The sequence below is a fragment of the Peptoniphilus sp. genome (assembly GCF_022767005.1).
In the GTDB taxonomy this organism is placed as follows: domain Bacteria; phylum Bacillota; class Clostridia; order Tissierellales; family Peptoniphilaceae; genus Peptoniphilus_A.
Genome location: NZ_JALEOV010000103.1, coordinates 12844 through 37870 on the forward strand (window position 1 = coordinate 12844; position 25027 = coordinate 37870).

General features: G+C 30.8%; 25 protein-coding genes. 5 read left to right on the top strand and 20 right to left on the bottom strand.

Features of this window, described 5'->3' with window-relative positions:
* Window positions 1-80 precede the first annotated feature (80 nt).
* From MR285_RS07650 to MR285_RS07680, 7 genes are all read right to left on the bottom strand, one after another.
* On the bottom strand, window positions 81-506 hold the full coding sequence (locus tag MR285_RS07650) for a hypothetical protein (RefSeq protein WP_293559671.1): 426 nt from the start codon (window positions 504-506) through the stop codon (window positions 81-83).
* A complete protein-coding gene (locus tag MR285_RS07655) occupies window positions 503-1411 on the bottom strand; it encodes a TIGR01212 family radical SAM protein (RefSeq protein WP_293559673.1) in 909 nt (302 codons plus the stop codon). Before MR285_RS07655 ends, MR285_RS07650 begins: the two co-directional genes overlap by 4 nt.
* Window positions 1412-1419: 8 nt before the next feature.
* A complete protein-coding gene (locus MR285_RS07660) occupies window positions 1420-1746 on the bottom strand; it encodes a DUF1292 domain-containing protein (RefSeq protein WP_293559675.1) in 327 nt (108 codons plus the stop codon).
* A 13-nt stretch (window positions 1747-1759) separates the two neighbouring features.
* Window positions 1760-3214 (bottom strand): aminoacyl-histidine dipeptidase, encoded by a 1455-nt coding sequence (locus tag MR285_RS07665; RefSeq protein ID WP_293559677.1) that lies wholly within the window; start codon window positions 3212-3214, stop codon window positions 1760-1762.
* A gap of 48 nt (window positions 3215-3262) precedes the next feature.
* Window positions 3263-4594 (bottom strand): (p)ppGpp synthetase, encoded by a 1332-nt coding sequence (locus MR285_RS07670; protein ID WP_293559679.1) that lies wholly within the window; start codon window positions 4592-4594, stop codon window positions 3263-3265.
* Between the two features lie 7 nt (window positions 4595-4601).
* Window positions 4602-5351: a peptidylprolyl isomerase gene (locus MR285_RS07675; RefSeq protein WP_293559681.1), complete on the bottom strand. Its 750-nt coding sequence runs from the start codon at window positions 5349-5351 to the stop codon at window positions 4602-4604.
* A gap of 70 nt (window positions 5352-5421) precedes the next feature.
* Window positions 5422-6147 (bottom strand): acyl-ACP thioesterase domain-containing protein, encoded by a 726-nt coding sequence (locus tag MR285_RS07680; RefSeq protein WP_293559683.1) that lies wholly within the window; start codon window positions 6145-6147, stop codon window positions 5422-5424.
* A gap of 291 nt (window positions 6148-6438) precedes the next feature.
* On the opposite strand from MR285_RS07680, the gene glmS reads away from it, so the two are divergent.
* Together glmS and MR285_RS07690 are read left to right on the top strand one after the other, a co-directional pair.
* Window positions 6439-8265 (top strand): glutamine--fructose-6-phosphate transaminase (isomerizing), encoded by a 1827-nt coding sequence (gene glmS / locus MR285_RS07685; protein WP_293559685.1) that lies wholly within the window; start codon window positions 6439-6441, stop codon window positions 8263-8265.
* A gap of 80 nt (window positions 8266-8345) precedes the next feature.
* On the top strand, window positions 8346-9599 hold the full coding sequence (locus MR285_RS07690; RefSeq protein ID WP_293559687.1) for a hemolysin family protein: 1254 nt from the start codon (window positions 8346-8348) through the stop codon (window positions 9597-9599).
* 63 nt (window positions 9600-9662) lie between these two features.
* Here the strand turns inward: MR285_RS07690 and MR285_RS07695 are convergent, their stop codons facing one another.
* From MR285_RS07695 to MR285_RS07745, 11 genes are all read right to left on the bottom strand, one after another.
* Entirely contained in the window at window positions 9663-10925 is a 1263-nt protein-coding gene (locus MR285_RS07695) for a sodium/glutamate symporter (protein ID WP_293559689.1), read from the bottom strand.
* Between the two features lie 209 nt (window positions 10926-11134).
* A complete protein-coding gene (locus MR285_RS07700) occupies window positions 11135-11497 on the bottom strand; it encodes a hypothetical protein (protein WP_293559691.1) in 363 nt (120 codons plus the stop codon).
* A gap of 74 nt (window positions 11498-11571) precedes the next feature.
* On the bottom strand, window positions 11572-12438 hold the full coding sequence (locus MR285_RS07705; RefSeq protein WP_293559693.1) for an S-layer homology domain-containing protein: 867 nt from the start codon (window positions 12436-12438) through the stop codon (window positions 11572-11574).
* A 102-nt stretch (window positions 12439-12540) separates the two neighbouring features.
* Entirely contained in the window at window positions 12541-13092 is a 552-nt protein-coding gene (locus tag MR285_RS07710) for a hemerythrin domain-containing protein (RefSeq protein ID WP_293559695.1), read from the bottom strand.
* 4 nt (window positions 13093-13096) lie between these two features.
* Entirely contained in the window at window positions 13097-13678 is a 582-nt protein-coding gene (locus MR285_RS07715) for a hypothetical protein (RefSeq protein WP_293559697.1), read from the bottom strand.
* 199 nt (window positions 13679-13877) lie between these two features.
* Window positions 13878-14318 (bottom strand): ATPase, encoded by a 441-nt coding sequence (locus tag MR285_RS07720; RefSeq protein WP_169967852.1) that lies wholly within the window; start codon window positions 14316-14318, stop codon window positions 13878-13880.
* A complete protein-coding gene (gene coaD, locus MR285_RS07725; RefSeq protein WP_169967853.1) occupies window positions 14315-14800 on the bottom strand; it encodes a pantetheine-phosphate adenylyltransferase in 486 nt (161 codons plus the stop codon). Before coaD ends, MR285_RS07720 begins: the two co-directional genes overlap by 4 nt.
* Window positions 14778-15344, bottom strand: coding sequence for a 16S rRNA (guanine(966)-N(2))-methyltransferase RsmD (gene rsmD, locus MR285_RS07730; RefSeq protein ID WP_293559701.1), 567 nt, complete (start codon window positions 15342-15344; stop codon window positions 14778-14780). The genes coaD and rsmD overlap by 23 nt, the downstream gene beginning before the upstream one ends.
* A gap of 53 nt (window positions 15345-15397) precedes the next feature.
* Window positions 15398-17431, bottom strand: coding sequence for an ATP-dependent DNA helicase RecG (gene recG / locus MR285_RS07735; RefSeq protein ID WP_293559703.1), 2034 nt, complete (start codon window positions 17429-17431; stop codon window positions 15398-15400).
* A gap of 57 nt (window positions 17432-17488) precedes the next feature.
* The gene (locus MR285_RS07740) at window positions 17489-19153 is read right to left on the bottom strand and encodes a DAK2 domain-containing protein (protein ID WP_293559705.1); all 1665 of its coding nucleotides are present in this window, start codon (window positions 19151-19153) and stop codon (window positions 17489-17491) included.
* Between the two features lie 13 nt (window positions 19154-19166).
* The gene (locus MR285_RS07745) at window positions 19167-19520 is read right to left on the bottom strand and encodes an Asp23/Gls24 family envelope stress response protein (protein ID WP_293559707.1); all 354 of its coding nucleotides are present in this window, start codon (window positions 19518-19520) and stop codon (window positions 19167-19169) included.
* Between the two features lie 204 nt (window positions 19521-19724).
* On the opposite strand from MR285_RS07745, the gene rpmB reads away from it, so the two are divergent.
* Entirely contained in the window at window positions 19725-19916 is a 192-nt protein-coding gene (rpmB, locus tag MR285_RS07750) for a 50S ribosomal protein L28 (protein ID WP_019106947.1), read from the top strand.
* 418 nt (window positions 19917-20334) lie between these two features.
* Here rpmB and MR285_RS07755 read toward each other — a convergent pair whose 3' ends face one another.
* Window positions 20335-21777 (bottom strand): carbon starvation CstA family protein, encoded by a 1443-nt coding sequence (locus MR285_RS07755; RefSeq protein ID WP_293559710.1) that lies wholly within the window; start codon window positions 21775-21777, stop codon window positions 20335-20337.
* Between the two features lie 301 nt (window positions 21778-22078).
* Here MR285_RS07755 and MR285_RS08340 point away from each other — a divergent pair, with 301 nt between their 5' ends.
* Window positions 22079-22264 (top strand): IS3 family transposase, encoded by a 186-nt coding sequence (locus tag MR285_RS08340; RefSeq protein ID WP_366934101.1) that lies wholly within the window; start codon window positions 22079-22081, stop codon window positions 22262-22264.
* A 40-nt stretch (window positions 22265-22304) separates the two neighbouring features.
* On the opposite strand, the gene MR285_RS07760 is transcribed toward MR285_RS08340, so the two are convergent.
* A complete protein-coding gene (locus MR285_RS07760) occupies window positions 22305-23582 on the bottom strand; it encodes a folylpolyglutamate synthase/dihydrofolate synthase family protein (RefSeq protein WP_293559712.1) in 1278 nt (425 codons plus the stop codon).
* Window positions 23583-23698: 116 nt separating this feature from the next.
* Between MR285_RS07760 and brnQ the strand changes: the two genes are divergently transcribed.
* The gene (gene brnQ / locus MR285_RS07765) at window positions 23699-25006 is read left to right on the top strand and encodes a branched-chain amino acid transport system II carrier protein (protein ID WP_293559714.1); all 1308 of its coding nucleotides are present in this window, start codon (window positions 23699-23701) and stop codon (window positions 25004-25006) included.
* The last annotated feature ends 21 nt before the right edge of the window (window positions 25007-25027 follow it).

The following is a 25027-nucleotide window of genomic DNA, read 5'->3' on the forward strand; positions in this document are numbered from 1 at the left end:
GAACTATTGGAATTACCATGGCAATAATAAGTAATAATGCAATAATCCTAACCACTGTTTTTCTATCCACTTATAACACCTTATTTACCAGTTACTTCTAGACAATTATCTTTTAGAGATTCAGGCATATCTTCTTTTAGATAATCAACATTGATGTAGATTTCTTTGTTTTCTGCATCAGGAATTTTAGAAACTTTATTGTATAAATGTTCTAAATCTTCAATATTTAGTTTCAATACTTTGTAGATTCCGTCAACATAAATTTTGTGTAAATCATAATCCATTGCAAAAAGTCCGCAAATGAATCCATAAAAACTATCAATAGAATTTAATCTGTATTCAGTTGCATTGATAAGTCTTACATTGTAATCTAAACTGAAGATGTGATCGTCGTCAACTTCTACGAAAGCAATATTTCCATCGCCCTTTTTCATATCATCATTTGCGTTGTTGATTAACCATCTTGTCTTTCCAGAGCCTTTGCTCCCTAAAATATACTTTATCATAGTATTTCTCCTTTCACTAGATCACCTTGATTGTATCCATTTTCATGCATAACATCTATAATATCATCTCTAATTTTCCACCATGATGTATTCCAATTGCAAAAAAGAGAATCTTCATAAGGTGCTCTTCCTATTATTCTTTCCACTATTATATCATCTTTAAGATTTCTTAAAAAGAGTATAACTTTTTTCTTGTAATCATCTAAAGAAATAGGATTTATTTGTCCGCGTTGATACATCTTTCCAAGTGCAGTGTCCTTTAAGATATAAAGGGCATGAATCTTAACTTCGTCTATGCCAAGGACATTTAATATTTTTGCACATTCAATAATGTCTAAATCGTCATCCCAAGGAATTCCAATTATTATATGAGTACAAACATTTAAGTTCCTTCTTTTTAATTTTAATGCAGCATCTATAAATTCAGAAAGACCATGTCCTCTATTTAATTTTTTCAGACTGTGATAATTTGGCGTCTGAAGACCAACTTCAACTGTTACAAAATAATTTTTCCCTAATTCTTCCAAATAATCTAAATGCTTTTTTGGAAGATAATCAGGTCTTGTGGATATACTTACGCCAACTACATCTTCTATGAGAGCTTCTTCGATAACTCTTTTAAATTCATCAAAGGGCATATAGGTATTGGTAAAATTTTGAAAGTAGGCAATAAATTTATTTGCCTTATATTTATTTTTTATGTGGTCTTTATTTTTCAAAAGTTGCTCCCTAACAGTTCCAAAATTATTTTCAAAACTGCCGCCTTCTTCACCACAAAAAATACAACCGCCAACTCCACAAGTACCGTCTCTATTGGGGCAAGTTAAATCAAGTTTTACGGGAAGTTTGTAGACTTTTTCGCCAAACTTTTCCCTTAAAAAATCAGAATATTTTCTGTAAACCATTTAGGAAATTATTCTTCTTCCTCATCATCAAAAATTTCTTCAAAAGTTTTTGAAACTTTTTCAAATTCTTCTTCAGATTCAATTATGTCAAGTTCAACTTCTTCTTCGTCAATTTCTTTGTACTTATAAAGAAATACATCTTCTCCATCTTCTTTATCTTCAGGAATAAGAGCAATGTATTCATTATCTTCACATTCAAATATTCCAAGAACTATACACACCATCTCACTGTCATCATCTAGTGTAAGTGTAATAGTTTGGTAACCTTCCTCGTGATCGCAACCACAATCGCAGTTTTCGTCGTGTTCATGTAAGTTTTTTTCTTCGTTATTCATATTTCCTCCAAATTTATTTTAATTTTTCTAGTATTCTTAATAAGAAATCAAATACTCTTTCAGTTGACGAAATTGAAAGGTGTTCGCCAGGTGCGTGAACTCCCTTCATATTAGGTCCAATTGAAAGCATATCGATATCGCCAATTGTTTCGACAAACATTCCACATTCAAGTCCTGCGTGAATTGCTTCTAGTTTAAATTCTTTACCACTTACTTCTTTGTAAGCTTCTTTTGCAACTTCACGTAGTGGGGAATTTTCTTTGTACTCCCATGCTGGATACTTTGTCGTGACTTCTATTTCTGCGCCAAGACTATCAGCTGCAATTTTATTTACAAGTCCAATATATTCTTTAGAAGACTGGACAGAAGATCTAATGTTAGAAATAATATTTATAGATTCTTCTTTATCTTCAATTACTCCAACATTCACAGAAGTCTCTACTAATCCGTGAATATTTTTACTCATAGCAATTACGCCATTAGGAAGTATGTTTAATAGACTTAAAATTTTATTTTTTAATTCATCAGTAAAGGCTTTTTCTGAATTGACCTTTGTTTTTTCAAAATTTAACCTTACATCAGGATCAACTTTTCCAAGTTCTGTAACGAAATGAGAATTAAGTTCCACGATTATGTCTTGAATTTTTTTGATATCTTCTTCTTTTATTGCAACTATTGCCTTTGCATATCTTGGAATTGCATTAGGTTTTGCTCCGCCTTCAATTTCAACTAAGTCTCCGTCAACTTTTTCAAAAATTTTGTAAAGACTTCTTCCCAAAATTTTTATTGCGTTGCCTAAACCAACTTGAATTTCTTGACCAGAGTGTCCTCCTCTTAATCCATTTACAATTATTTCGTATATCGTTTTTTCTTTGTCTAATTTCTTGAATTCTTTTTTAAATTTTATAAGATCTCTTTCTGCACCAGCACATGAAATACATCCCACACCTTCAGTTTCTGAATCGAGGTTTAAAAGTCTTTTTGACGTAACCATTCCCTTTTCAAGATTGGCTGCACCAGTCATTCCACTTTCTTCGTTAACTGTGAAAAGTGCTTCTATCTTTGGATGTTTATACTCCTTTGACTCTAAAAGAGCAAGTATCATGGCAACAGCAATTCCATTGTCTGCACCAAGAGTTGTATCGTGAGCGACAATAAAATCGCCATCTATTTCATACTTTATTGCATCCTTGGAAAAATCAATTATACATTCAGGAGTTTTTTCACAAACCATGTCCATATGACCTTGCAAAATTATGCTGTCAACGTCTTCATAGCCCTTTGTTGCTTCTTTTATAATAACAACATTTCCTATCTTATCAGTTTTATATTCTAAATTATGTTCTTTTGCAAATTCAATTAAGTAATTTCTAATTTTTTCTTCTTCAAAGGAACATCTTGGGATTTTTGTCAATTTATCAAAATAATAAAAAATTCTATTATCCAACAAGGTATTCATATCTTTCATTTTAACCTCCTAGTTACATTATACATAAGTGTAAAGGATATTTATAGCTTAAAAAGTGTAATTATCTTTAAATATTTTAATCATTTTTTCTGGACTTGTGGCATCACTTTTATTAATTTCACAAAGAACAGAGTTAAATTTATTTAGAGATGTATTCAAAAGAAATTCTATGGTTGTTTTTTCTCTAAATTCATCAATTACTGAAGACAAAAATACACTTTCCACTTGATCACGTTCATCTTTTGAAAGATCTTTGCTTTCGAAAAGATTAGATAAACACATCATATATTCGTATCTCACAAAAATAATAAATTCTGTAAAAATTTCGCCATAGGATTCTTGAGAAATTAATCTTATTATTTTAAATAAAATATTCCAATCCAAATCATTGTTTATAACTTCTCCAAGAATTTCTGTGATTTCTTTTGAAAAACTGTCATAATATTTTGGATTCTTTTCAAAAACTATGTATTCCTCAACATTCATCTCATTACCTGAAACAGAATTAATTTTATTAATTAAATCAATAAAATTTTCTCCGTAACTTAAATCTTTATTTTTTGAAGATTTCATAAATAGAAAATCAACAACTACGTCTGTAATAATTTTTATATTTATAAAAAGTCCAAGTTCATCATGTATTTTCCTAGTGAAAACATCGTGAAGAATTTTTGAGAGAAGTTTCTTTAGCTGAATTTCTGCAGAAATAGTTTCAGAAGCATCTTGTTTTTTCACATGGTCGTATAAAATCATTAATTGTTTGTCAATCATCTTCAAGCTGTCATTAATTGAATTCATTATTTCTCTAAAAAAACCTTCTGTAATAATGTAATTGTAATTTTTGTAAAGAAGTTTGTGATCAATTTCTCCCCAAAAAACATTTACGAAGGATTTTATTTGAAGTTCAAAACAATATATAAAAGAACCTGTGTCATATTCGCCATCTAATTTATACATTTTAAAACCATTTGCAAGAGTTTGAGGCTGTGGGTCATCTAATTTTAATCTAATCTTTTTATTAATATTTGACTTGTAATAGCCTCTGTCAGACTTTATAGTAAAATCTTCAATGATTTTTTTATACAGTGCTTCTTCATCTTTAATAAAACGACATTCAACTCTAATGCCAACTAAATCTTGAATTTGTTTAAAGCCACGAACGGGATCAGGAAACCTCATGAAAAAATTTCTTCTAATTAATTTTTCACGAAGAGATTCCTGAGTTTTTATTCTCGTAGTAATATTTGTGAGTCTATCGTCATCTAAAAATATGTAGGAAAAATACTTTTTAAGCTCTTTATTAACTCCTGCAAGTTCAATTTTGTGATAATCAAAAAGATCTAATACATCGTCGATGTAATTAAAAAGCTCGAGTTTCATATTTCACCTAGACATTCATTTTCACTTCATATTTATCTTTAAGTTCAGTTATTTTTTTGTTATAAATTTCTTGTTCTTTTTGCCTTCTAATTTGTGTAGCAATTTTATCCTTAACTTCATCAAGGGTTAAATCTCTACCTTTATTTTTGTCATTAATTTTAATAATGTGATAACCAAATTGTGTCTTAACAGGTTGAGTAACTGTTCCAACTTCGTTTGCAAATACTGCGTCTTCAAATTCCTTTACCATTTGTCCCCTAGTGAAAGTCCCTAATTCGCCGCCCTTTTCCTTTGATGGACAAGTAGAAAATTCCTTTGCAAGACTTGCAAAATCTTCGCCATTTTTTATTTTTTCATAAATTTCTCTTGCCTTGTCTTCTTCTTCCACTAAAATATGAGAAGCATCTGCACTTTCCTTTTCTTTAAAAGCCTCTTTATTATCTTCGTAGAATTTTTTAATTTCCTCCTCTGTTACAGTTACCTTTGCAAGAAGTTTTCCAAGAGCGTAAGTTTTTAACATACTCTCCTTAGTTTTATCTAAAACTTGTATAAATTCGTCATCTTTATCCATTCCCTTTTCTATTGCATCTTGATACAAAAGAGTTTGATATACAAGTTCATTTACAACTTCTTTATTCATCTCTTCCCCGCCAAAATATTGTTTAAGCTGTGGATTTAGTGAATCTATAAATAAATTGTAGTCCACTCCTGTAATTTTCTTGCCATTTACCTCTGCTAAAAGCTTGTCCTTATCCATTATTACCTCCGCAATTTATATCAATTTATAAGTTTCCCATAATTTATGTTACCATTTGAAAAAACTTTTTTCAACTAATATAGTGGCAGCAAACTCTCGCATAAATCTCGCTTTTTTCTTTATTTTTAAAGAAAAAGTAAAGCTTATCATCTTCTAAATAGACATAAATAAAGACACGATCACCGTATTTCAATTCCTTTACATAATTTATATTCACATCAGTAAATTTTATATTATATAAACTTTTAGGCAATGCTTCATAAAGTAGTTTGGCATAGACGCTATTGTTCACATGATTATTTATATCTATATCAGCTTTTAATATATTATAATCAAAATTATTTATAGCCTCTATGTCCTTAGGCTCATTAATTCTTTCAATTTTATCAAAATTCTTCACATAATATGTGCTATAAATTTCAGAAACTTCTCTTGGAATTTTTATTGGCTTTAATTTTTTTAAATCAATTAATAGAAAAATGGAAGATGCCGAAACTATTTTTTCACCTTCTGCATACATTTCAAATTCACGAAATGCGTTAATACCCTTAAAACTACTTGCCCAAGTTCTTACTTTTATCTTTTGATAAGCTTTTGGATATTTTAAAATTTTTATAAACCATTTATAAATCATCCAAGTGTAACCTTTACTTATTAAGTTGTTACTATCTTCGCCTAAACTAATTGACTGACAATTTGATGTCTCCACAAAATAATTAATTATATGATTAAGTGGAAGTTCTCCATTTTTGCACAAAAAATTTTCCACAATATACTCTTTTTCGTAAATACTCATAACTACCTCCAAATTTATTTTAACACATTACTTTTTTTATTTTTTAAAATAAAATTTACAAAAATCATCATTTATCTTTAAAAGTTTACTTTAAATAGCCCTTATGTTAAAATCAACTGAAGAGATAAAAATAATTTAAGCGCCTGAGCCCTAGTGGCTGACGAGGGATAGAGTTATCGAATATCGGCGGATGCTCTAAAGGTTTCACAGCCTAAACATTTTACAAAAAATAAAAGCAATTTTATAACAAAATAAATGTAGTGAATCTCTAATAAATTTGGAGGTAGAAATATGTGCGGAATAGTTGGATATATTGGAAAAAACAACGCAACGAAATTAGTGCTAGAAGGTCTAAAAAAATTAGAATACAGAGGTTATGACTCTGCAGGACTTTCTATTATAAGAGATAATAAATTGATGACCTTTAAGAAAAAGGGTCGCATAAAAGTTTTGGAAGAATCCTTTGATCAAGATGAATTCTCATCAAATATCTCAATTGGACATACAAGATGGGCAACTCACGGAGAGCCAAATGAAATAAATGCTCATCCTCATCTATCAAGTGACGGCAAAATTACTGTTGTTCACAATGGTATCATTGAAAATTACTTAGAGCTTAGAAATGATTTAATAAAAAAGGGATATAAGTTCCTTTCACAAACGGATACAGAAGTAATTCCAAATGTAATTGCTGATAATTATAAGGGCGACATCTTAGATGCTGTTTTTAAGGCAACTGAAATTTTAAAGGGCGCTTATAGCATTGGCATACTTGATGAAAATGAACCTAATAGACTTATCGCTGTTAGAAATTCATCTCCCCTTCTTTTTGCAATTTGCAAAGACGGATATTTTATTGCAAGTGATATTACATCAGTAATTGAACATACAAATAAAATTATTTATCTCGAAGATGGCGATATAATTGATATTCGAGAAAATTCCTATAAGATTTACGACAAAAACCACAAAGAAGTTGAAAGAGAAATAACTGAAGTTAATATTTCAGCAGCAGACGCATCTAAGGAAGGCTACGACCATTTCCTAATTAAAGAAATTCACGAGCAACCTCGCGTTTTGCGTGAAGTTATTTCAATTAAACACAATAATTATGTAATAAATCTTCCAGCAGAAGGAAGTCTTTCACTTGAAGAATTAAAAAATATTAACAAGATTTATATCACTGCTTGTGGAACTGCCTTTCATGCAGGAGAAGCAGGAAAATATGCAATAGAAAATCTTGCAAAAATTCCAGTCATCTCTGAAATTGCTTCTGAGTTCAGATACAAAAATATGTTTACCGATGACAAATCCCTCGTTATTTTTGTATCACAATCAGGAGAAACGGCAGATACTTTAGCTGCATTGAGAAAAGCAAAGGCGATTGGTGCAAAAACTCTTGCCATTACAAATGTAGTTGGCTCATCTATTTCAAGAGAAGCTGATAAAGTTGTATATTGCTATGCTGGCCCAGAAATTTCTGTCGCTTCAACTAAAGCTTACACTACACAAGTAATTTCCCTTTACTTCTTGGCGATGGACATAGCGCTAAAATTAAAGGCAATCACTCAAGAACAGGTTAAAGATATAATTCAAAACATGGAAAAAATTCCATCTCAAATTGAAGAAATCTTAAAACACAAAGATGAATTTAAAAAAATTGCAAATTCTATTAAAGATGCAAAATCAATTTTCTACACTGGAAGATCACTTGACTATATAACTGCAAAAGAAGGTGCACTAAAACTTAAAGAAATTTCCTATATTCACACTGAAGCCTTCCCTTCAGGCGAATTAAAACACGGTTCCATCGCCCTTATTGAAGAAGGCACACCAGTTATATCAGTAGCAACTCAAAGTTCTATTTTGGAAAAAACAATTTCAAATAACCAAGAACTACTAGCAAGAGGTGCCACAGTAATTTCAATTGCAGAAGAAAAAAACAAATTTGTAAAGGACTCTTCTGATGTAATGATTGAAATTCCAAACACAATAGATTTGTTAACACCGCTTCTCGCAGTAATACCAGAACAATTGATTGCATATTACGCTTCAGTCTTACTTGGCAATGATGTAGACAAACCAAGAAACTTGGCAAAATCTGTAACAGTAGAATAATTATTAGAGCTGCCTTTGTGCAGCTTTTTTAGTTTTCATAAGGACATTTCGGGTATATAATATAAATGGAGTTGAATTTTATGAATGAATACATATACCTTCTCATATCCATTGTGGCACTTTACTTTTCATATTTGTTTACACTTATAGAAAATGCCTATCTTGCCCTTGGACCTGTAAAAATTTCAAAATTAGAAGACTTAGAAGTTAAAAATCTTGCAATTATAAAAAAACTTGTTAAAAATGAAAATATTTATTCTTCAACACTTATTTTAGATTATTTTTCCAATTCACTTACTGTGATTTTTATGTCTTTATTTTTCTTTTTTAAATGGAATCATATTGGAATGATTTTTGGAATAATAATCTCCACTATAATTGTAATAATTTTTGGCGAAACCTTGCCTAGAAACCTTGGCAAAAATAATTATGAAGTAATTGTACCTAAGTACGCAAAATTTTTAAAATATTTAATAGTTTTTATGCGTCCACTTTCATTACTAATTACATTTCTATCTCAAAATATTATTAAATTAATTATTAAGGACAAAAGTTATAAAGAGCCAATAATTACAGAAGATGATTTAAAAGATGCAATGGACCTTAGTATAGAAGAAGGAATTATAAATAAAAATGAGTCCATAATGATTCAAAATGTAATTGGATTTAAAGATACCTTTGCAAAAGATATTATGACTCCAAGAACTGACATTGTGGCAATTGATATTGAAGACGACTATGAGGAAATCATCGAAAAAATTTCTGAATATTCTTACTCGAGAATGCCAGTTTATCAGGATAGTTTAGACAACATCATTGGCATATTAAATGTTAAAGAACTCTTCCACATGGATAGGACAAAAACCCTTGCTGAAAATAAGTCTTTTTTCAAAAAGCCTTTTTTCACCTACGAGTACAAACCTACGGGGACACTTTTTAGTGAAATGAGACAACATAAATTATCTGTTGCCATAGTTACTGACGAATATGGCGGCACTGAAGGCATGATAACCTTTGAAGACATTATTGAAAAAATTGTGGGACAAATCTCTGACGAGTATGACACAGAGGAAGATGAAGACATAATAAATATCGCTCCTGGAAAATATTTAATCGACGCATCAGTTAATATAGACGAAATAAATCAAAAATTTGGAACAGAACTTGAATGCCAAGAATTTGATTCCCTTGGCGGATTTATCATCGAAAATATCGATAGATTTCCAAAGCTAAATGAAGTTTTAAATATTTCTGATTTAAAATTTACAATAGCAAAGAAAACAAAAAATAGAATTGAAAAAATAATATTAGAATTTCCACAAAAGAATATGTAAAATAAAACTCCCAGCAAATTTCTATTAAAGAAATTCAAAGGGAGTTTTATTTTGTAATTTAATTTAAGAACCGCTTATTATCTTACCGAAGAAGGATAAGAAAATTGGATTGTATATATCGTCAATTATTACTGCAAAGGAAGGATAAAGTACCCAAGCAATAGTATTGTATCCATAAGTATCCATTACTGCCTTTGTATTAGCTACTGCATTTGGACCTGATCCACAACCCCATCCACAGTTTCCTGCTGCCATGACTGCTGCGCCATAATTTCTGCCAAATAAATTGTAAGAAACTAAAATTGCAAACAATGCCATAAGAACTGCTTGAGCTACTAAAACTATTCCCATTTGTCCTAAGTGACTTAATAATTTAGTAATATCAATTGTCATGAGAACTAGTGCAAGATAAAGCTCGAGGAACATGTGCTCAATAGCACTAATTTCAGATACATAAGTGTCCCTTTTAGATTTTTCAATGATATTTCTTGCAATTGCTCCAGCAAATAAACAACCTATAAACTTAGGCATTTCAATTTTTGGAATGCTGTCAAGCAAGAAGTAAATTGGCATACCTAGAGCCGCTATTAATAAAACCATGGCAAAAGCCACAATCATTCTGCTGTCAACTAAAGGCACTACTTTATCATTAAGTTCAGATTCTGGCCTATCGTTTGGATCAGCTTTTAAATTATATTTGCTAATTAAAAATGCTGCCACAGGTCCACCAATTAATGAACCCATAATATTTCCCATTGTTCCTGCTGCAACTCCAATTTCCGTTACTCCATCAGGTGCTCCCCATTCGGCAAAAATTGGTCCAAAGGCAGATGCAGTTCCAACTCCACCTGACATAGCTGCTGATGAACATTGAAGTGCAAACAATGGATGCATACCTATTGCCTTGCCAACTAATACTCCAACGATGTCTTGCAAAGTTATCAATAAGCAAGCTGCAAAAGCAATATTGAAAATCAATTTTCCTCCTGCTTTTTTAAATAAAGATGCAGAAAATCCATATCCAACTGTTAAAAAGAATATATTCTGTGCAAGATCCTTTGTAATCTTTGCATCAAAATTAAGGGCAATAATTCCTGATAATTTAATGATTGCCACAATGATAGAAAATATAAGTCCTGATACAACTGGTGCAGGAATTGCATATTTCTTTAAAGCAGATGAATGACTTACACACCATCTACCGGCAAAAATTACTAAAGCCGCAATACCTAGTGTACAAAGGTATTCAAATTCAAAACTTGCAACTTCGCCATTTTTACCGGGAGTATAAGTTCCAAAATAACTAAGAACGTGTTCTAATGTCATACTAAAACCTCCAATAAAATTTTTCATAATAAACTCTTAAATCTATAAGAATTATTATAATAAAATATAATATCATAAGGTTTTTCCTTTTACTATTAATTTTTTTAAGTAAAGTTTTTTCAAAGAATCTAGAGCAACATTTTTCATATATTATTGAAAATTTATAAAAAAATAAGAGACTCAAAATGAATCTCTTTTCTTTCTTAACTTTAATTAACATCTTGAAGTTCTACTACCTTCATTTTAGAATTTTTCCAACTTGCGTTGTCTCCAAGGTCTTCCACTATTTTTATAAGTAATTCGTCATCTTCCAACTCTTCTGAAAAGGGTTTTACTCTTGCTTCTGAGTCATGAGGAATCCAATCTATCTCATAGCCAAGATCCTTATTTGTGATTACTCTGCTATTGAGATGTTTTAACTCTTCCTCGTCCTCTATCCTTATATATTTTCCATTTTTTCTAGTGTAGAAAAAAATATCTTGTCCATATTTTTCTCTATAATAAATCATGTAAGCCTCACAAGAAAATTGAAAACTTCCAAGTGGGCTAATGTCAAAAATCACTTTTTTCATTACCTCACCTTGGAAGTATTATATCACAATTATAAAGTTTTATATACAATTTAAGTTTTTTTGTAAATTTTTTATCAAATATGACGCACTATTGAAGAAATAACTTCTTCCCTAGTCATTTCTCTTTTTGGATTAAAATTATTCTTCTCATCTAAATTTAAGTAGCCGCCATTTAGCGCATTATTGACATAATCCCTTGCGTAATTAGAAATCTTTTTAGCATCTTTAATTTTTAAATCTTTGCTCTTTTCTAGCTTAAATAAATTTGAAATTACAACAGCATAATCTTCTCTTGTAATATGGTCCTTTGGAGCAAATTCTCCGCTATTTTTTCCCTTCATTATGCCAAGGTCGTATGCCATATTAACATATTTGTTGTCAGTGTCTTTAAACTGTTTTACTGAACCTTGAGCACTTCTCTTGTACTTAATTTCATAAGCTTTGACTGCAATTTCTGCAAATTCTTCGCGAGTAATTTTTTCTCTTGTATTTTTTGCAACTTCTTTAGAGAAAAGTTTTAATTCTTCTGCTTTTAACAAATCATTGTATGCCCAGTTGCTATAATTTCTAAAAATTGGAGCCTTCCCAAGATGTAATTCTTCTGTAAAATTTGATTTGCCGTCATTTTTTGCAAACCTAAGTCTAAAAGTGTAACCTGTTGATGGTCCAACTAATGAATCCAATTCCTTTTGAGTAAGAGAAATATATTTTTTATTATTTTTTACAAGTACATTTTTTGTAACTTTAGATTTTACGTCATTGCCTTCGCTTTTTACTTCAATTTCAATTGCGTCCTTATTTTTTGCATTTTTTATTTCAAAGTTATATACTTCACTTTCTTTAACTGCACTGACATTAAGGGGCATTGCCACTTCCTTTGCTGCAAAAGCACTTATTGGCATTGCAATTAAAATTATCATCAATATAAATATTTTTTTCATTATTCACCTCAAGTTTTTATAATAACAAATATTCAGGTGAAAATCTTTAAAAATTAAACTTTGTAATCAATTTGTAATCTTTTTGATAAAAAGCTAAAGCAATTAAATTCCTAATAATTTAATCAAGTTTATTTTTTCAATGTTATCATTTTTTTCTTCTTGGATTTTTATTTTCATATCCTCTGAAACTTTTTTCTTCACATCTTCTGGAAGATTTTTCTCTGCAAAGGGATAGACTGTATTATTTTCCTTAGTTGCATGATTTCTCAAAAGTTCAACATAAGCCATGGCATTTGTTAGTATGTGAAGTTTTGCAAGTTCTGATTTAGATTTTTCAAATAAGTTTAAATTATTTTCAAGCTCCATTACATATCCCCTTGCCATTTGATGCTCTACAAGCATTCCACCACGCACAACTTTTTCTGCAACTGGTCCAAGATTTTCTAACATTGCCTTAAATAAAATATCTTCTTCCTTTTTGTGATGTCTTCCATCTGCATACTTCCTTATAAAAATTATTGCATTTTTAAAAAATTCCTCATCCACATTTCCCTTTAATATTTCAAGACATTTTTCTTCCATTTTGTCACAAAAAATTAAAATTTCTTTATGCTCATCTTCTAAATAATTAATTGTTTCTTTTAAAGTATCCACTTAATCACTTCCTAAGTATATATTTTTCATCTATCTTTTCAAATTTTATATTAGAGGATTCTAAACTCCCTGAAATAAAATTGTCGCGAAGTATCCAATAATTTTGAGGATCAATATAATTTTTCCAAATGCTTTCGTGAACATCCCTTGTTACTGTAAATACAAGTTCATCCTTATCATTTTTTAAAATTGCAAGTGCATGGTCGCAAGGCATTCCGTCTAAAAATTTTGAAGTTATAAAAGTAAAAGCCTCAAAGGGAGTTTTCCCTCCATTATAATTTTTGCCCATTTCGAAAAATTTATTTTTTATTTTTTCCAAGTCAAAATCTTTTAGTAAAATTGAAACTGCCCTTGCAAGTCTATTTTCACTTCTTACAACCCTACTGTCAAGCCAACCGTGAATATTGCTTGTGTCGATTATATCTTCAAGTTCTCCTCTTTCAATTGGAAAATCTCTATCTAATTCTTTTTTTAACTTAGCACTTTTTTCCTCGTCCAATAATTTTAATAAATTTTCCAAAATATCTTCTTGGAAAATAATTTTTTCGTACATAATGTAATGAATGCGTCCTAAAAATAAACTCATCTTATCCCTCATTTCACATGAAATAATATCATTTTAGTCAAAAAAATAATGTGACAAAAGTCACAAATAAAATATCGCTATTTTTTAATAAATTGCTAAAAGATATTATAAATCCACATTATAAAAATTTTAAATCAATATAAAAAAAGAGGAGCAATACATCAACATAGCTTCTCTCTTTTTCTTGCAAAATATTAAATTATCCTCTTAACTCTTGTCTATTTTCATTAAGCATTTTAATTATTTCTGATAAATTAACTTGTGTGTTTTCAAGAAGTTCATCAGCATAATCTCTTGCGCCTTCTCTAATTTGAGTAGATTCTTCTTTTGCAGATTTTAAAATTTCTGATGCTCTCTCATTAGCTTGTCTTACAAGTTCATTTTCGTCAATAATCTTTTCTGAGTGAGCTCTTGCTGCTGCAATTATTTTGTCAGCTTCGTCATGTGCTCCATTGATTATTTCGTCTTTGTCCTTTGCAATTTTTTGTGCTTCGGAAACTTCTTCAGGAATTTGCATTTTTACTTCATTTACAATTTCCAAAAATTCATCTCTATCAACCATTACCTTATTAGTAAGTGGTATTTGTGATGATGTTTCTACAAGATCTTCCAATTCCTCAACTAAATCAATTAAATTCATATCTTCCTCCTAAGTAATTTTTTCTTCATAGCTTCTCCTACAACAGGAGGCACGAATAAATCTGTATCTCCGTCAAAGGTTGAAACCTCTTTAGCAAGCGTTGAGCTCACAAATAAATTTTCATTAGATGCCAATAAAAAAACAGTTTCAACACCATCTTTATAGTGCATATTTGCCATGGCAAGTGTATATTCATTAAAATAATCAGAAGCTGATCTAAGTCCTCTTACTATTACTTTACAATTTTTTTTCTTTGCATAGTCAACTAGAAGTCCATCAAAAGAATCTATCTCCACGCCCTCTACGCCATTTAGTACCTTGTGAAGGAGTTCTTTTCTCTCTTCAACTGTAAATAATTCTTTTTTTGAAGTGTTGTCAAGAACTGCGACAATTACCTCTCCAAAAATATCCTTCGCTCTTTTTATAATGTCTAAATGTCCATTAGTTACTGGGTCAAAGCTACCCGCATATATTGCTTTCATCTATATCCCATCCACATATGGAAATTGATGTATTTCCATATTTTTTATTCTTTATTTCTACAAAACCTTCGCCAATTAAAAGTGGAATATCAGAATTATACTCCACAATTAGTTGTCCTTTCGGTTTTAATAATTCCTTTTCTCTAATTAGTTTAAAGGCTTTTTTATATAAATCACGCCTGTCAAAAGGTGGATCCATGTAAATGTAATCAAACTTTACATCTAAACTTCTAAGGGCTTTATTCAAGTGATCTTCAATTACAACTGCATAATCCAAAAATTTTGCCTTATCTAAATTGTATTTTACACAATCTATTGCTTCCTTTGATTTGTCAATGAAGTAGGCTTTTTTTGCGCCCCTTGAAATGAATTCAATTCCATTTGCACCGCTGCCACAGAATAAATCTAGGACAATATCGTCAAAAAAATTTTGCCCCAAAATATTGAAAACCGATTCCTTAACCCTATCTTCTGTTGGTCTCGTATCAAAGCCCTTTGGTGCCTTTAATTTGAGTCCTCGTCTATTTCCTGAAATTATTCTCATAAAGCCTCCAAATTAGTTTTATTTTACCATAAGTCAAGAGATAATAAAAGATATTAGTTCAAATCAGAGTAAAAATCAACTATTTCTCTATTTAAGTAAAAATATTTTTTGCTCTCTAAATTTGGATCTTCTTCCAAAATATTTTTCACGTCTTCTGTTGCATATTTTAAAATTGTTTCGTCTCTAAATGGATCTGCAAGTCTTAAATTTGGCATACCTGATTGTCTAGTTCCCAATATATCTCCAAAGCCGCGAAGTTCTAAATCTTTATTTGCAATATAAAATCCATCGTTTGAGTCCGTCATAATTTTCATTCTTTCCCAAGATATTTCACTTTTAGAAAGATTGTAGAGTATGCAATAGGATTGATAATCTCCTCTTCCTACTCTTCCGCGAAGTTGATGTAGTGTTGAAAGCCCAAAACGCTCTGCATTGTAAATCATAATTACAGTCGCATTGGGCACATTTACTCCAACCTCGACAACAGTTGTAGAGACGAGTAAATTTATTTTGTTCTCTGCAAATTCTGTCATAATTTTATTTTTTTCATCTGCCTTCATCTTTCCGTGGAGAAGTCCAACACTATATTCAGAAAAAAAGCCTTTTAATTCTTCATAAACTTTTTCAACTGCTTGTAAATTTTCATAATCTTCATTTTCTTCGATTAAAGAACAAATTACATAGGCTTGCCTGTTTTTTGAAAGCTGAGATTTAATAAAATTAAGAGATTTATCTAGCATATTTTCATTTATTGCAATAGTCTTAATTGGTTTTCTGCCTAAGGGCATAGTCTTTATGACAGAAATATCTAAATCTGCGTAGAGAACTAAACTCAAACTTCTAGGTATTGGTGTAGCCGACATTACAATTGTTGCTGCGTCCTTATTTTTATTTTGAAGCATATTTCTTTGCAATACGCCAAAGCGATGTTGCTCGTCAATAACATTTACTCCTAATTTTCTGAAAACCACATTTTCTTCTATGAGAGCGTGAGTTCCTATTAATATATCAATAGAACCCATCTCCAAATTGTCTAGGATGTCTGTTTTTGCATTTTTTGAAGTTGAACCTATTAACAGTGCTATTTTTACTCCAAGAGGCTCTAAAAGCTCTACAAAAGATTTAAAATGTTGCTTTGCCAAAATTTCTGTCGGCGCCATAATAGATGATTGAAAGCCATTTAAATAGGCAAGATACATTATTATAATTGCAATAATTGTTTTGCCACTTCCAACATCTCCTTGAATTAGTCTATTTATTGATTTTCCTTTTTTCATGTCGTCAAAAATTTCATCGACTACATTTTGTTGTCCTTCCGTTAATTTAAAGGGAAGATCCTCTATAAAATTAAAAACTTTATCCTTAATTTCAAATTTTATTGCATCTCTTCTTTCGTTTTGAAATTTATTTTTCAAAATAGAAAGTTCAAATAAAAATAATTCTTCATAAATTAATCTCTCACGTGCTTGAATGTAATTTTTTCTGCTACTAGGATAGTGAATACTTTTTATGGCGTAATTCTTATCTATTAGAGAGTATTTTTTCAAAATTTCTTCTGGCAAATTTTCTTCAAATAAATTTAAGTCTATTATTTGGTTTATTGCATTTTCAAAGGCAAAATTGTTTAGTCCTTCAGTTAAATTGTAAATTGGAGAAATTTTCCCCAATTTTTTTAAATTATGTATATTTTCAATTTCAGGACTGCTTATGCTAATTCTTCCCCTAAAAAAGTCAGCTTTTCCATATACTAAATACTCACTTCCAATTTTTATTTTAGAATTTAAGTAAAAGGCATTGAAAAAAGAAAGCTCTACCTCTCCACTTCCATCTTCTGCAAGAAAACTTGTTAGAGTAAGACCCTTTCTTATTCTTCTATTTTGAAGTTTTGATATAATTCTAACCTTGAAGGTATTTTTTTCGCCTATTACTGCATTTGAAATGCTTACAATCTTTGAACTATCCTCATACCTTCTAGGATAATATAATAAAAGATCCTCTAGGGAATAAATTCCAAGCTTGTGGAAAAGTTTCTCCCTCTTTGGTCCAATCCCCTTTAAATTTTTTATAGAATCGCTTAACTTAACCATAATTCTCCTAATACAAAAGCCCAAAGAAAAACTTCGGGCTCAAATCTAAATTAATTCTTATTCTAATGAAAGGATGTAATAATAAATAGGTTGATCACCCTTTATAACATCTATATCGACATCTGGATATTTTTCTTCGATGGCTTCACGAACTTTTTCAGCATCTTCTTCCTTTACATCTTCTCCATAAAAAATAGTTAATAGAGAAATTTCATCATCCATAAGTTTATCCACAGTATCAATTACAACATCAAATACAGTTTTTCCACTGGAGATGATTTCCTTTGATGCAATCCCAATTATGTCGTCCTTATGAATTTCTTTTCCGCCAATAGTTGTGTCTCTCACTGCATAAGTTACAGATGCATCAATTACATTTTCTATGGCTTTCATCATATTTTCTTTGTTTTCTTCTTTATCTGCATCTTCGTTAAAGGCAAGAATTGCTGCAATTCCTTGTGGTACAGATTTTGAAGGAATTACAATAATTTCTCTGTCAGAAATGTCCCTAGCTTGCTCTGCTGATAAAATAATATTGCTATTGTTTGGAATTAAATAGATAACTTTTCCGCCAACTTTATCCACGCCCTTTAAAAGATCTTCTGTCGATGGATTCATAGTCTGTCCACCAGCTACGACATAATCAACGCCAAGAGATTTAAAGGTTTCAGTCATTCCACTGCCCATGGATACAGTTATGAAAGAATAATCCTTTTCTTCAATAGATTCTTCCTCTTCTTCTTTCTTTTTAGCCTCAGCAACTTCACTGTCATCAAAAAGAACTTCTCTGTGTTGATACCTCATGTTGTCAATTTTAATATCTTGAAGAAGACCAAGTTCACAAGCGTGTTGCAAAACAATGCCTGGATCATTAGTGTGAACATGAACCTTAATAATATGTGTTCCGCTACCACCAACAACTAATAAACAGTCCCCTAGAGGAGCAATTTTTTCTCTAAAAGTATCTATATCTTCGTAATCAGTATTTATAATAAATTCTGTACAATATCCATATTTAAGAGATTTGTCAGCTTCAGTAAATTGAATTTCTTTTTGTGCTTTTTTCTTCAAAGTTTCGTCTTCGCTTTGATCAGCAATGTCCTCGCCCTTTAAAACTTTAAGTGCACCTTCAAGCAACACAACTAAACCCTTGCCACCTGCGTCAACTACCCCAGCTTCCTTTAAAACTTCAAGCAAATTTGGAGTATTATCAAGGGACTTATTAGCTTCAACAATTACATCTTCTAAAAACTTAATTGGATCTTCAGCTTTTTTATGATGCCTAATGGCAAAATCAGCAGTTTCTCTGCCAACTGTTAAAATCGTCCCTTCAATTGGCTTCATAACAGCTTTATAAGTTGTTTCGCTTGCTCTTTTAAAAGCATGGGCAATATCAGAAATTCCCGCTTCATTAATTCCCTCTAATCCTTCAGAAAAACCCCTTAGAAGTTGAGAAAGAATTACACCACTATTGCCTCTCGCACCCATAAGTGCTCCACGTGCTGCTGCAGCAGAAACATCTCCTACTGAAAAATCTCCTTCCAAACCATCAATTTGTTTTAAGGCAGATTTTGATGTAAGGCTCATATTTGTGCCTGTATCTCCGTCAGGAACAGGGAACACATTAAGAGCGTTTACCTCTTCCTTTCTAGATATTAGATAATTTACAGCCCCTCTAAAAATTTCTTTTAATAAAGGGCCATTAATTTTTTTTATTTCCAAAACCTTACCTCCACTATTTAAGTCTAATTCCTTCTACCAAGACTTCGATATTATCAACTTCAAGTCCTGTCAAGTTTTCAATATTAAACTTAACTCTCTCTATAATATTTTCACCAACAGTAGAAATTTTTACTCCATATTCTAGAATAACATGAAGTTCAATACTAATTTCATTTTCTTCAGTGTTTACAACAATTCCCTTTGATAGATTTTCAAATCTCAAAAGTTCAAAAATCCCATCTGCGGCATTTTTTGATGCCATTCCAACAATTCCGTAGCTTTCCATTGCTGATATTCCAGCTATGTTTGCAAGTACGCTATCTTCTATTACAATATTTCCAAGTTTTCTATTAATAATTGCCGGCATGAGGGCACCTCCTTATCTTTTTTATTATAACAGAGAATTTATAAAAGATTAACAGAAATTAAAAAATTCCTTTGTAAAAAATAATAATTTAGTGGTAAAAAATAATGTTTTAGTGTAAAATAAAAACATATTGAAAAAAATATTTGCACTTAGCAGCAATTTTTGATAGAATATTTGTTGCTTAATGATTAAAGGAGGTGCGTTATGGCTAAAAGATGTGAAATTTGTGGAAAAGAAAAAAAATTCGGAAATAAAATTTCTTTCTCTCACTCTCGTTCTAACAGAAGCTGGTCTCCTAACATTAGAAGAGTTAAAGCTGTAGTTAATGGATCAACAAAAAGAATCAACGTGTGCACTAGATGTTTAAGATCTGGTAAAGTCGAAAGAGCTATATAATTAAGGGTCTTAAAAAAGATCCTTTTTTTGTGTATAAGTTACATATCTTGCAAAGCAATAGTTTTTATTTCAATTTGATATTTAATAAAAAATTCTTGGACTTCTAAACTGAATCCAAAAATCCGCAATAGTGGTAGAGGTTTTTCCATATCAAATATAAATTCTATATTAAACATTTGGAGGCTCAAAATAATGAGTCTTTCTTTTTGTTTAAATAACATATGTTAATAATCCTTAATTTAAAATATTTTAGCTTTAAATTAAGGATTATTACATCTTTAAAACTAAAAGGTTTGTTTTATTTTTACGCTTATATACATATTAACTTGCTTTTTTCACTTTGAGTCTAGGAATAAATTCCCATAAGTGCAATATTTTAAACCAAAAAAAGAACGCGTGTAACCGCGTTCTATAAATATTATGCTCTTGCCAAAACTTTTTGTTTGCCACCTTCTTTATAGACAACAAAAGCGTAAAGTATAGCAATTATAACACCTATTATATTTGCTATCATATAAGGCAAGTTAAAACCAATCTTAGCACCCATAATATAAGCTGTAATGACATAGACATAGAACATACCAGGAATCAAGGATACTAGGAATGCCTTACCATGACGTTGTAAGTAAATTGAAATCATGGCGAAGGCAAACACAGCGATCGTCTGGTTAGCCCATGCGAAGTATTGCCACAAAACATTAAATCCATTTGGACTCAATTTTGCAAAGATTAAGATAGCTAGTACGCATATGAACATACCAATTGATAGACTTAATCTGCTCTTCATAGTTTTTTGTGGAATGTTCAAGTGATCTGCAATCATAAGTCGTGCAGAACGAAGTGCAGTATCTCCAGAAGTGATTGGAAGAACGATAATTCCAATAATGGCAATTAAACCTCCCACTGTACCGAGCATATCATTTGCAACAAGACCTATAACAGCAGGTTTTCCAACAAGACCAGCGTCTATACCTTTGTTGTAAATACCCATTGCAGCTGCCGCCCATATCATTGCGATAAAGCCTTCTAGGATCATCATGTCGTAAAATACGAAACGACCTTCACCTTCACTCTTTACAGAACGACCTATTAAAGTCGCTTGTGTAGAGTGGAATCCTGAAACGATTCCGCAAGCAACAGTTACAAAGAACACTGGTAAAATTGGCGTTCCATTTGGATGTGTGTTTAAATTGCTAAAATCTAAATTATCTAATTGATAACCGTTAAAGAACAAACCAAAGAAAATACCGACAGCGGAAAGTAATAGGATGCCGCCAAAAATTGGATAAACTCTACCGATTATCTTATCGATTGGGAATAGTGTCGCCGCAATATAATAAGCGAAAATACAAGCATAGACAATCCAAACAACAGGGTTTGTTGACACTGCTTCTTGCTTTAATACATTAGTGACTATTAAATCTCCGGGAGTATAAATAAACACTGCACCTACGAGAACCATGAGAATGATTACGAAAATATTGTAGATTAAGTATACCTTCTTGCCGAGATTGCGCTTAATAAGTCCTGGCATTTGTTCGCCACCTGAGCGAATTGAGATCATGCCGCTCATATAATCGTGTAAAGCACCACCAAAAACACATCCGATTGGAATCATAAGAAAAGCCAAAGGTCCAAATAAAATTCCTTGAATTGGACCTAGAATCGGTCCAGTTCCTGCAATGTTTAATAATTCAATAAGTGCGTTCTTTTTTTTGCCCATGGGAACATAGTCGACGCCATCTTGATTTTTAATCGCCGGCGTCTCCCTATCATCCGGTTGAAATACTTTCTCGGCAAATCGGCCATAGGCAAAACCACCGATAATTAAAATAGCCAAGCCAATGAGAAATGTAGTCATATTCTTACCTCCTTAAATAAAATTTAAAGTTGAGGCTAAAAATAAAAATACCTCAACTTAATTTTTCTTATTATATTCTTTTTTTTTAAAAAAGACAATAGAATCATTCACATTTTTTTAAGATTTTCTTAACTTTTAAGACATATGATACACTTTTTTTAATTTGGCACAATTTCTTCAAAATCTTTAATTATTGTTTTAAAAAATAATATTACTAAAACCACTTTTTAATTGGATAAATAAATATAACTAGATTTTTTAAAACTTATGAAAAACAAACTTCTTAAATAAAAAACTTTTTTTGAATTCTAATGCGAAAAATTCTCTAGGGCAAGAATTTAAAAATTATAAAGAGTTAATAAATGAAATAGACAAATATGTCAAAAAGAATAATCCAGGCAGAATCAAGGAAAAAATAAAGGGAGTGAACCCTATAATGTTTAGGATCCACTCCCCTTTAAATAATACAAAATCATTCTGTGTTTAGGCGTTCAGTTCATTCTCTGGATTTTTGGCACTCATATTTTTTAATTTAATTTTTCTAAAAATATTTTTCTAATGTCCTTAATTAAATATAAAGACCCACACCACAAAATCATGTCGCCTTCTTCTGCAAGTTCTAGAGTTTTTTCTACAGCCTTTTCTCTATTTTTTATTGCAAAAATTTCTTTTCTTGAAAACTTTTTAAATTCACTCATAAGAACATCAATTTCTGTAAATCTATCGTTGTCAATTTCCGTTAAGACGATTTTATCTGCAATATTTTCGATTTTTTTTAAAATTTTATCGTGATCCTTATCCTTTAAAAGACTAAATCCTAAAATTAATTTATTATATTTGAATTTTTTTATGCTTTCTTCAATTTTTTCAATTGAGTCTAAATTATGAGATCCGTCAATTACTACAAGTGGATTTTTAGAAAGACATTCTGTCCTGCCAATATTCTTTGCATTTTTTAGTCCAAATTTTATTTTTTCTTCATCTAAGTTGTACTCAGTTTTTAAGAAATCTAAAACCATTAGTGCAAGTGAAGCATTTAATATTTGATGCTCTCCTATTAGATTTATTTCAACATCTTTATAATTTCTAAAGTTAAATTTATTTCCAAACTCATTGGACTTTAAAATTTCAACTTCATTCTCCTTAAATTCGTCAAAGGTAGAATTTTTATCTCTGCTAATTTTTCTAAGAACTTCTTCTGCCTCCTTCTCTTGAGGATAACTAAAGATATGGGAATTTTCTTTTATAATTCCACCCTTTTCCCTTGCAATTTTCCCTATTGTATCGCCCAAAATATTTGCGTGGTCAAGAGAAATGTGGCAAAAAACTGAAATTGATTTTTCCATTACATTAGTTGCGTCAACTCTTCCACCCATTCCAACTTCCATTACAGCAAAGTCTACTTTTTCCCTCGCAAAAAAAATGTAAGCAAGGGATGTTAAAATTTCAAATCCACTTACAAAAATTTTTTTCTCGTCAAGTTCTTCTACTTTTTCTCTAATTTCTGAAGCTAATTTTGCAAAGTTTTCTTCAGATATTTCTATATTATTGATTTTAATTTCTTCACGAATGTTTGTTATGTAGGGTGAAGTAAATTTTCCCACAGAAAAATTATTTTCCTTTAAGGAATTTGCAATAAAACTTGCAACTGAACCCTTTCCATTTGTTCCAGTAATGTGTATTATTTTTAATTTATCTTGTGGCTTGTTAAATATCTCTAAAAGTGTTTTTATATTGTCCGTTGTGAACTCACCAAGAGGAATATTCCTATTTTCAATCCAATTAACTGATTCAGTGTAATTCATATCAATCTCCTTTATAAAAATAGTACCAGAATTTTTACTGGTATTCAATATTTTAGTATATCAAATTCTATGCAATTGTGGTAAAATAGAAAAAATAATTAATTGGAGGTTAAAAGATGAATAATGAAATTCGAATGAAAGATTTATTTGTAATCGGTTTTGCACTTTTTGCAATGTTTTTTGGTGCAGGAAATTTAATTTTTCCACCCTATCTAGGACTTATATCGGGTTCACAATGGTGGATTGGATTTCTAGGCTTTACTATTACAGACGCAGGATTAGGCCTTCTTGCAATCATTGCTCTTTCTAAATACGATGGAAATTTAAATGTTCTAGCTTCAAGGGTTAATAAAGCTTTTGCAATTATTATTTCAACAGCAATTATTTTATGTATTGGACCTTTCTTAGCAACTCCTAGAACTGCAGCTACTACTTATGAAATAGCTATTATGCCAATTTTTGGCGAATCTGTAAATAGATATTTATTCTCTGTGTTTTTCTTTATTATAGCTTGTCTTTTAAGTATAAGACCAAGCAAGGTTGTAGATATAGTAGGTAAATTTTTAACACCTTCGCTAATAATTTGTATGGCAGTTCTAATTGTAAATGGAATTCTTAATCCAATTGGAGAAATTGCAAATACCACTATGATTGACAATATACTTGAAAAGGGAATTGCTGATGGTTATCAAACTATGGATGCCATTGCAGGATGTATGTTTGCACTAGTTGTAATAAATGCTGTTAAGACTAGAAAATATTCTTCGCAGACACTAGAAATTAAGGCAACTATTTATTCAGGAATTATTGCAGCTATATGTCTTGCTTTTATCTATGGCGGTTTAGTATACCTTGGCGCACAAACTTCAAGCCTTGGCATCTATGACATAAATACAGATAACACTCAACTTCTTGTAGATATTACAAATATAGTTCTTGGTGGAGTTGGAGTATATATCTTGGCAATTATAACAGCACTTGCTTGTCTTACAACTGCAATTGGTTTGATTTCAGCTGCAGGTAACTTTTTCAACGAACTAAGCAAAGGTAAAGTTTCTTACGAAATTGTAGTTATTATTTGTTCTATTGTTTCTTGTGCAATTTCAATGCTTGGTGTAAGCCAAATAATTAAAATTTCTGCGCCAATTCTTGAAACACTTTATCCTTGTGCAATGACCATTGTTTTAATAGGATTGTTTAATGACAAAATTAAAGACGACTTAGTCTTCAAAATTCCATCTATAATTTCACTTGTGTTTGGTCTTTTATATGTATTAAAGGGTAATGGACTTCTTGGCGGGCTTAATGATATACTAGCAAAACTTCCTCTTGCTGTATTTGGTCTTGGTTGGGTTGTTCCAACTTTAATTGGCCTAGTGATAGCAATTGTAATTTCAAACTTTAGAAAGCCACAAGAGGCTTAATGTAAAAAACTCTTCTTACTA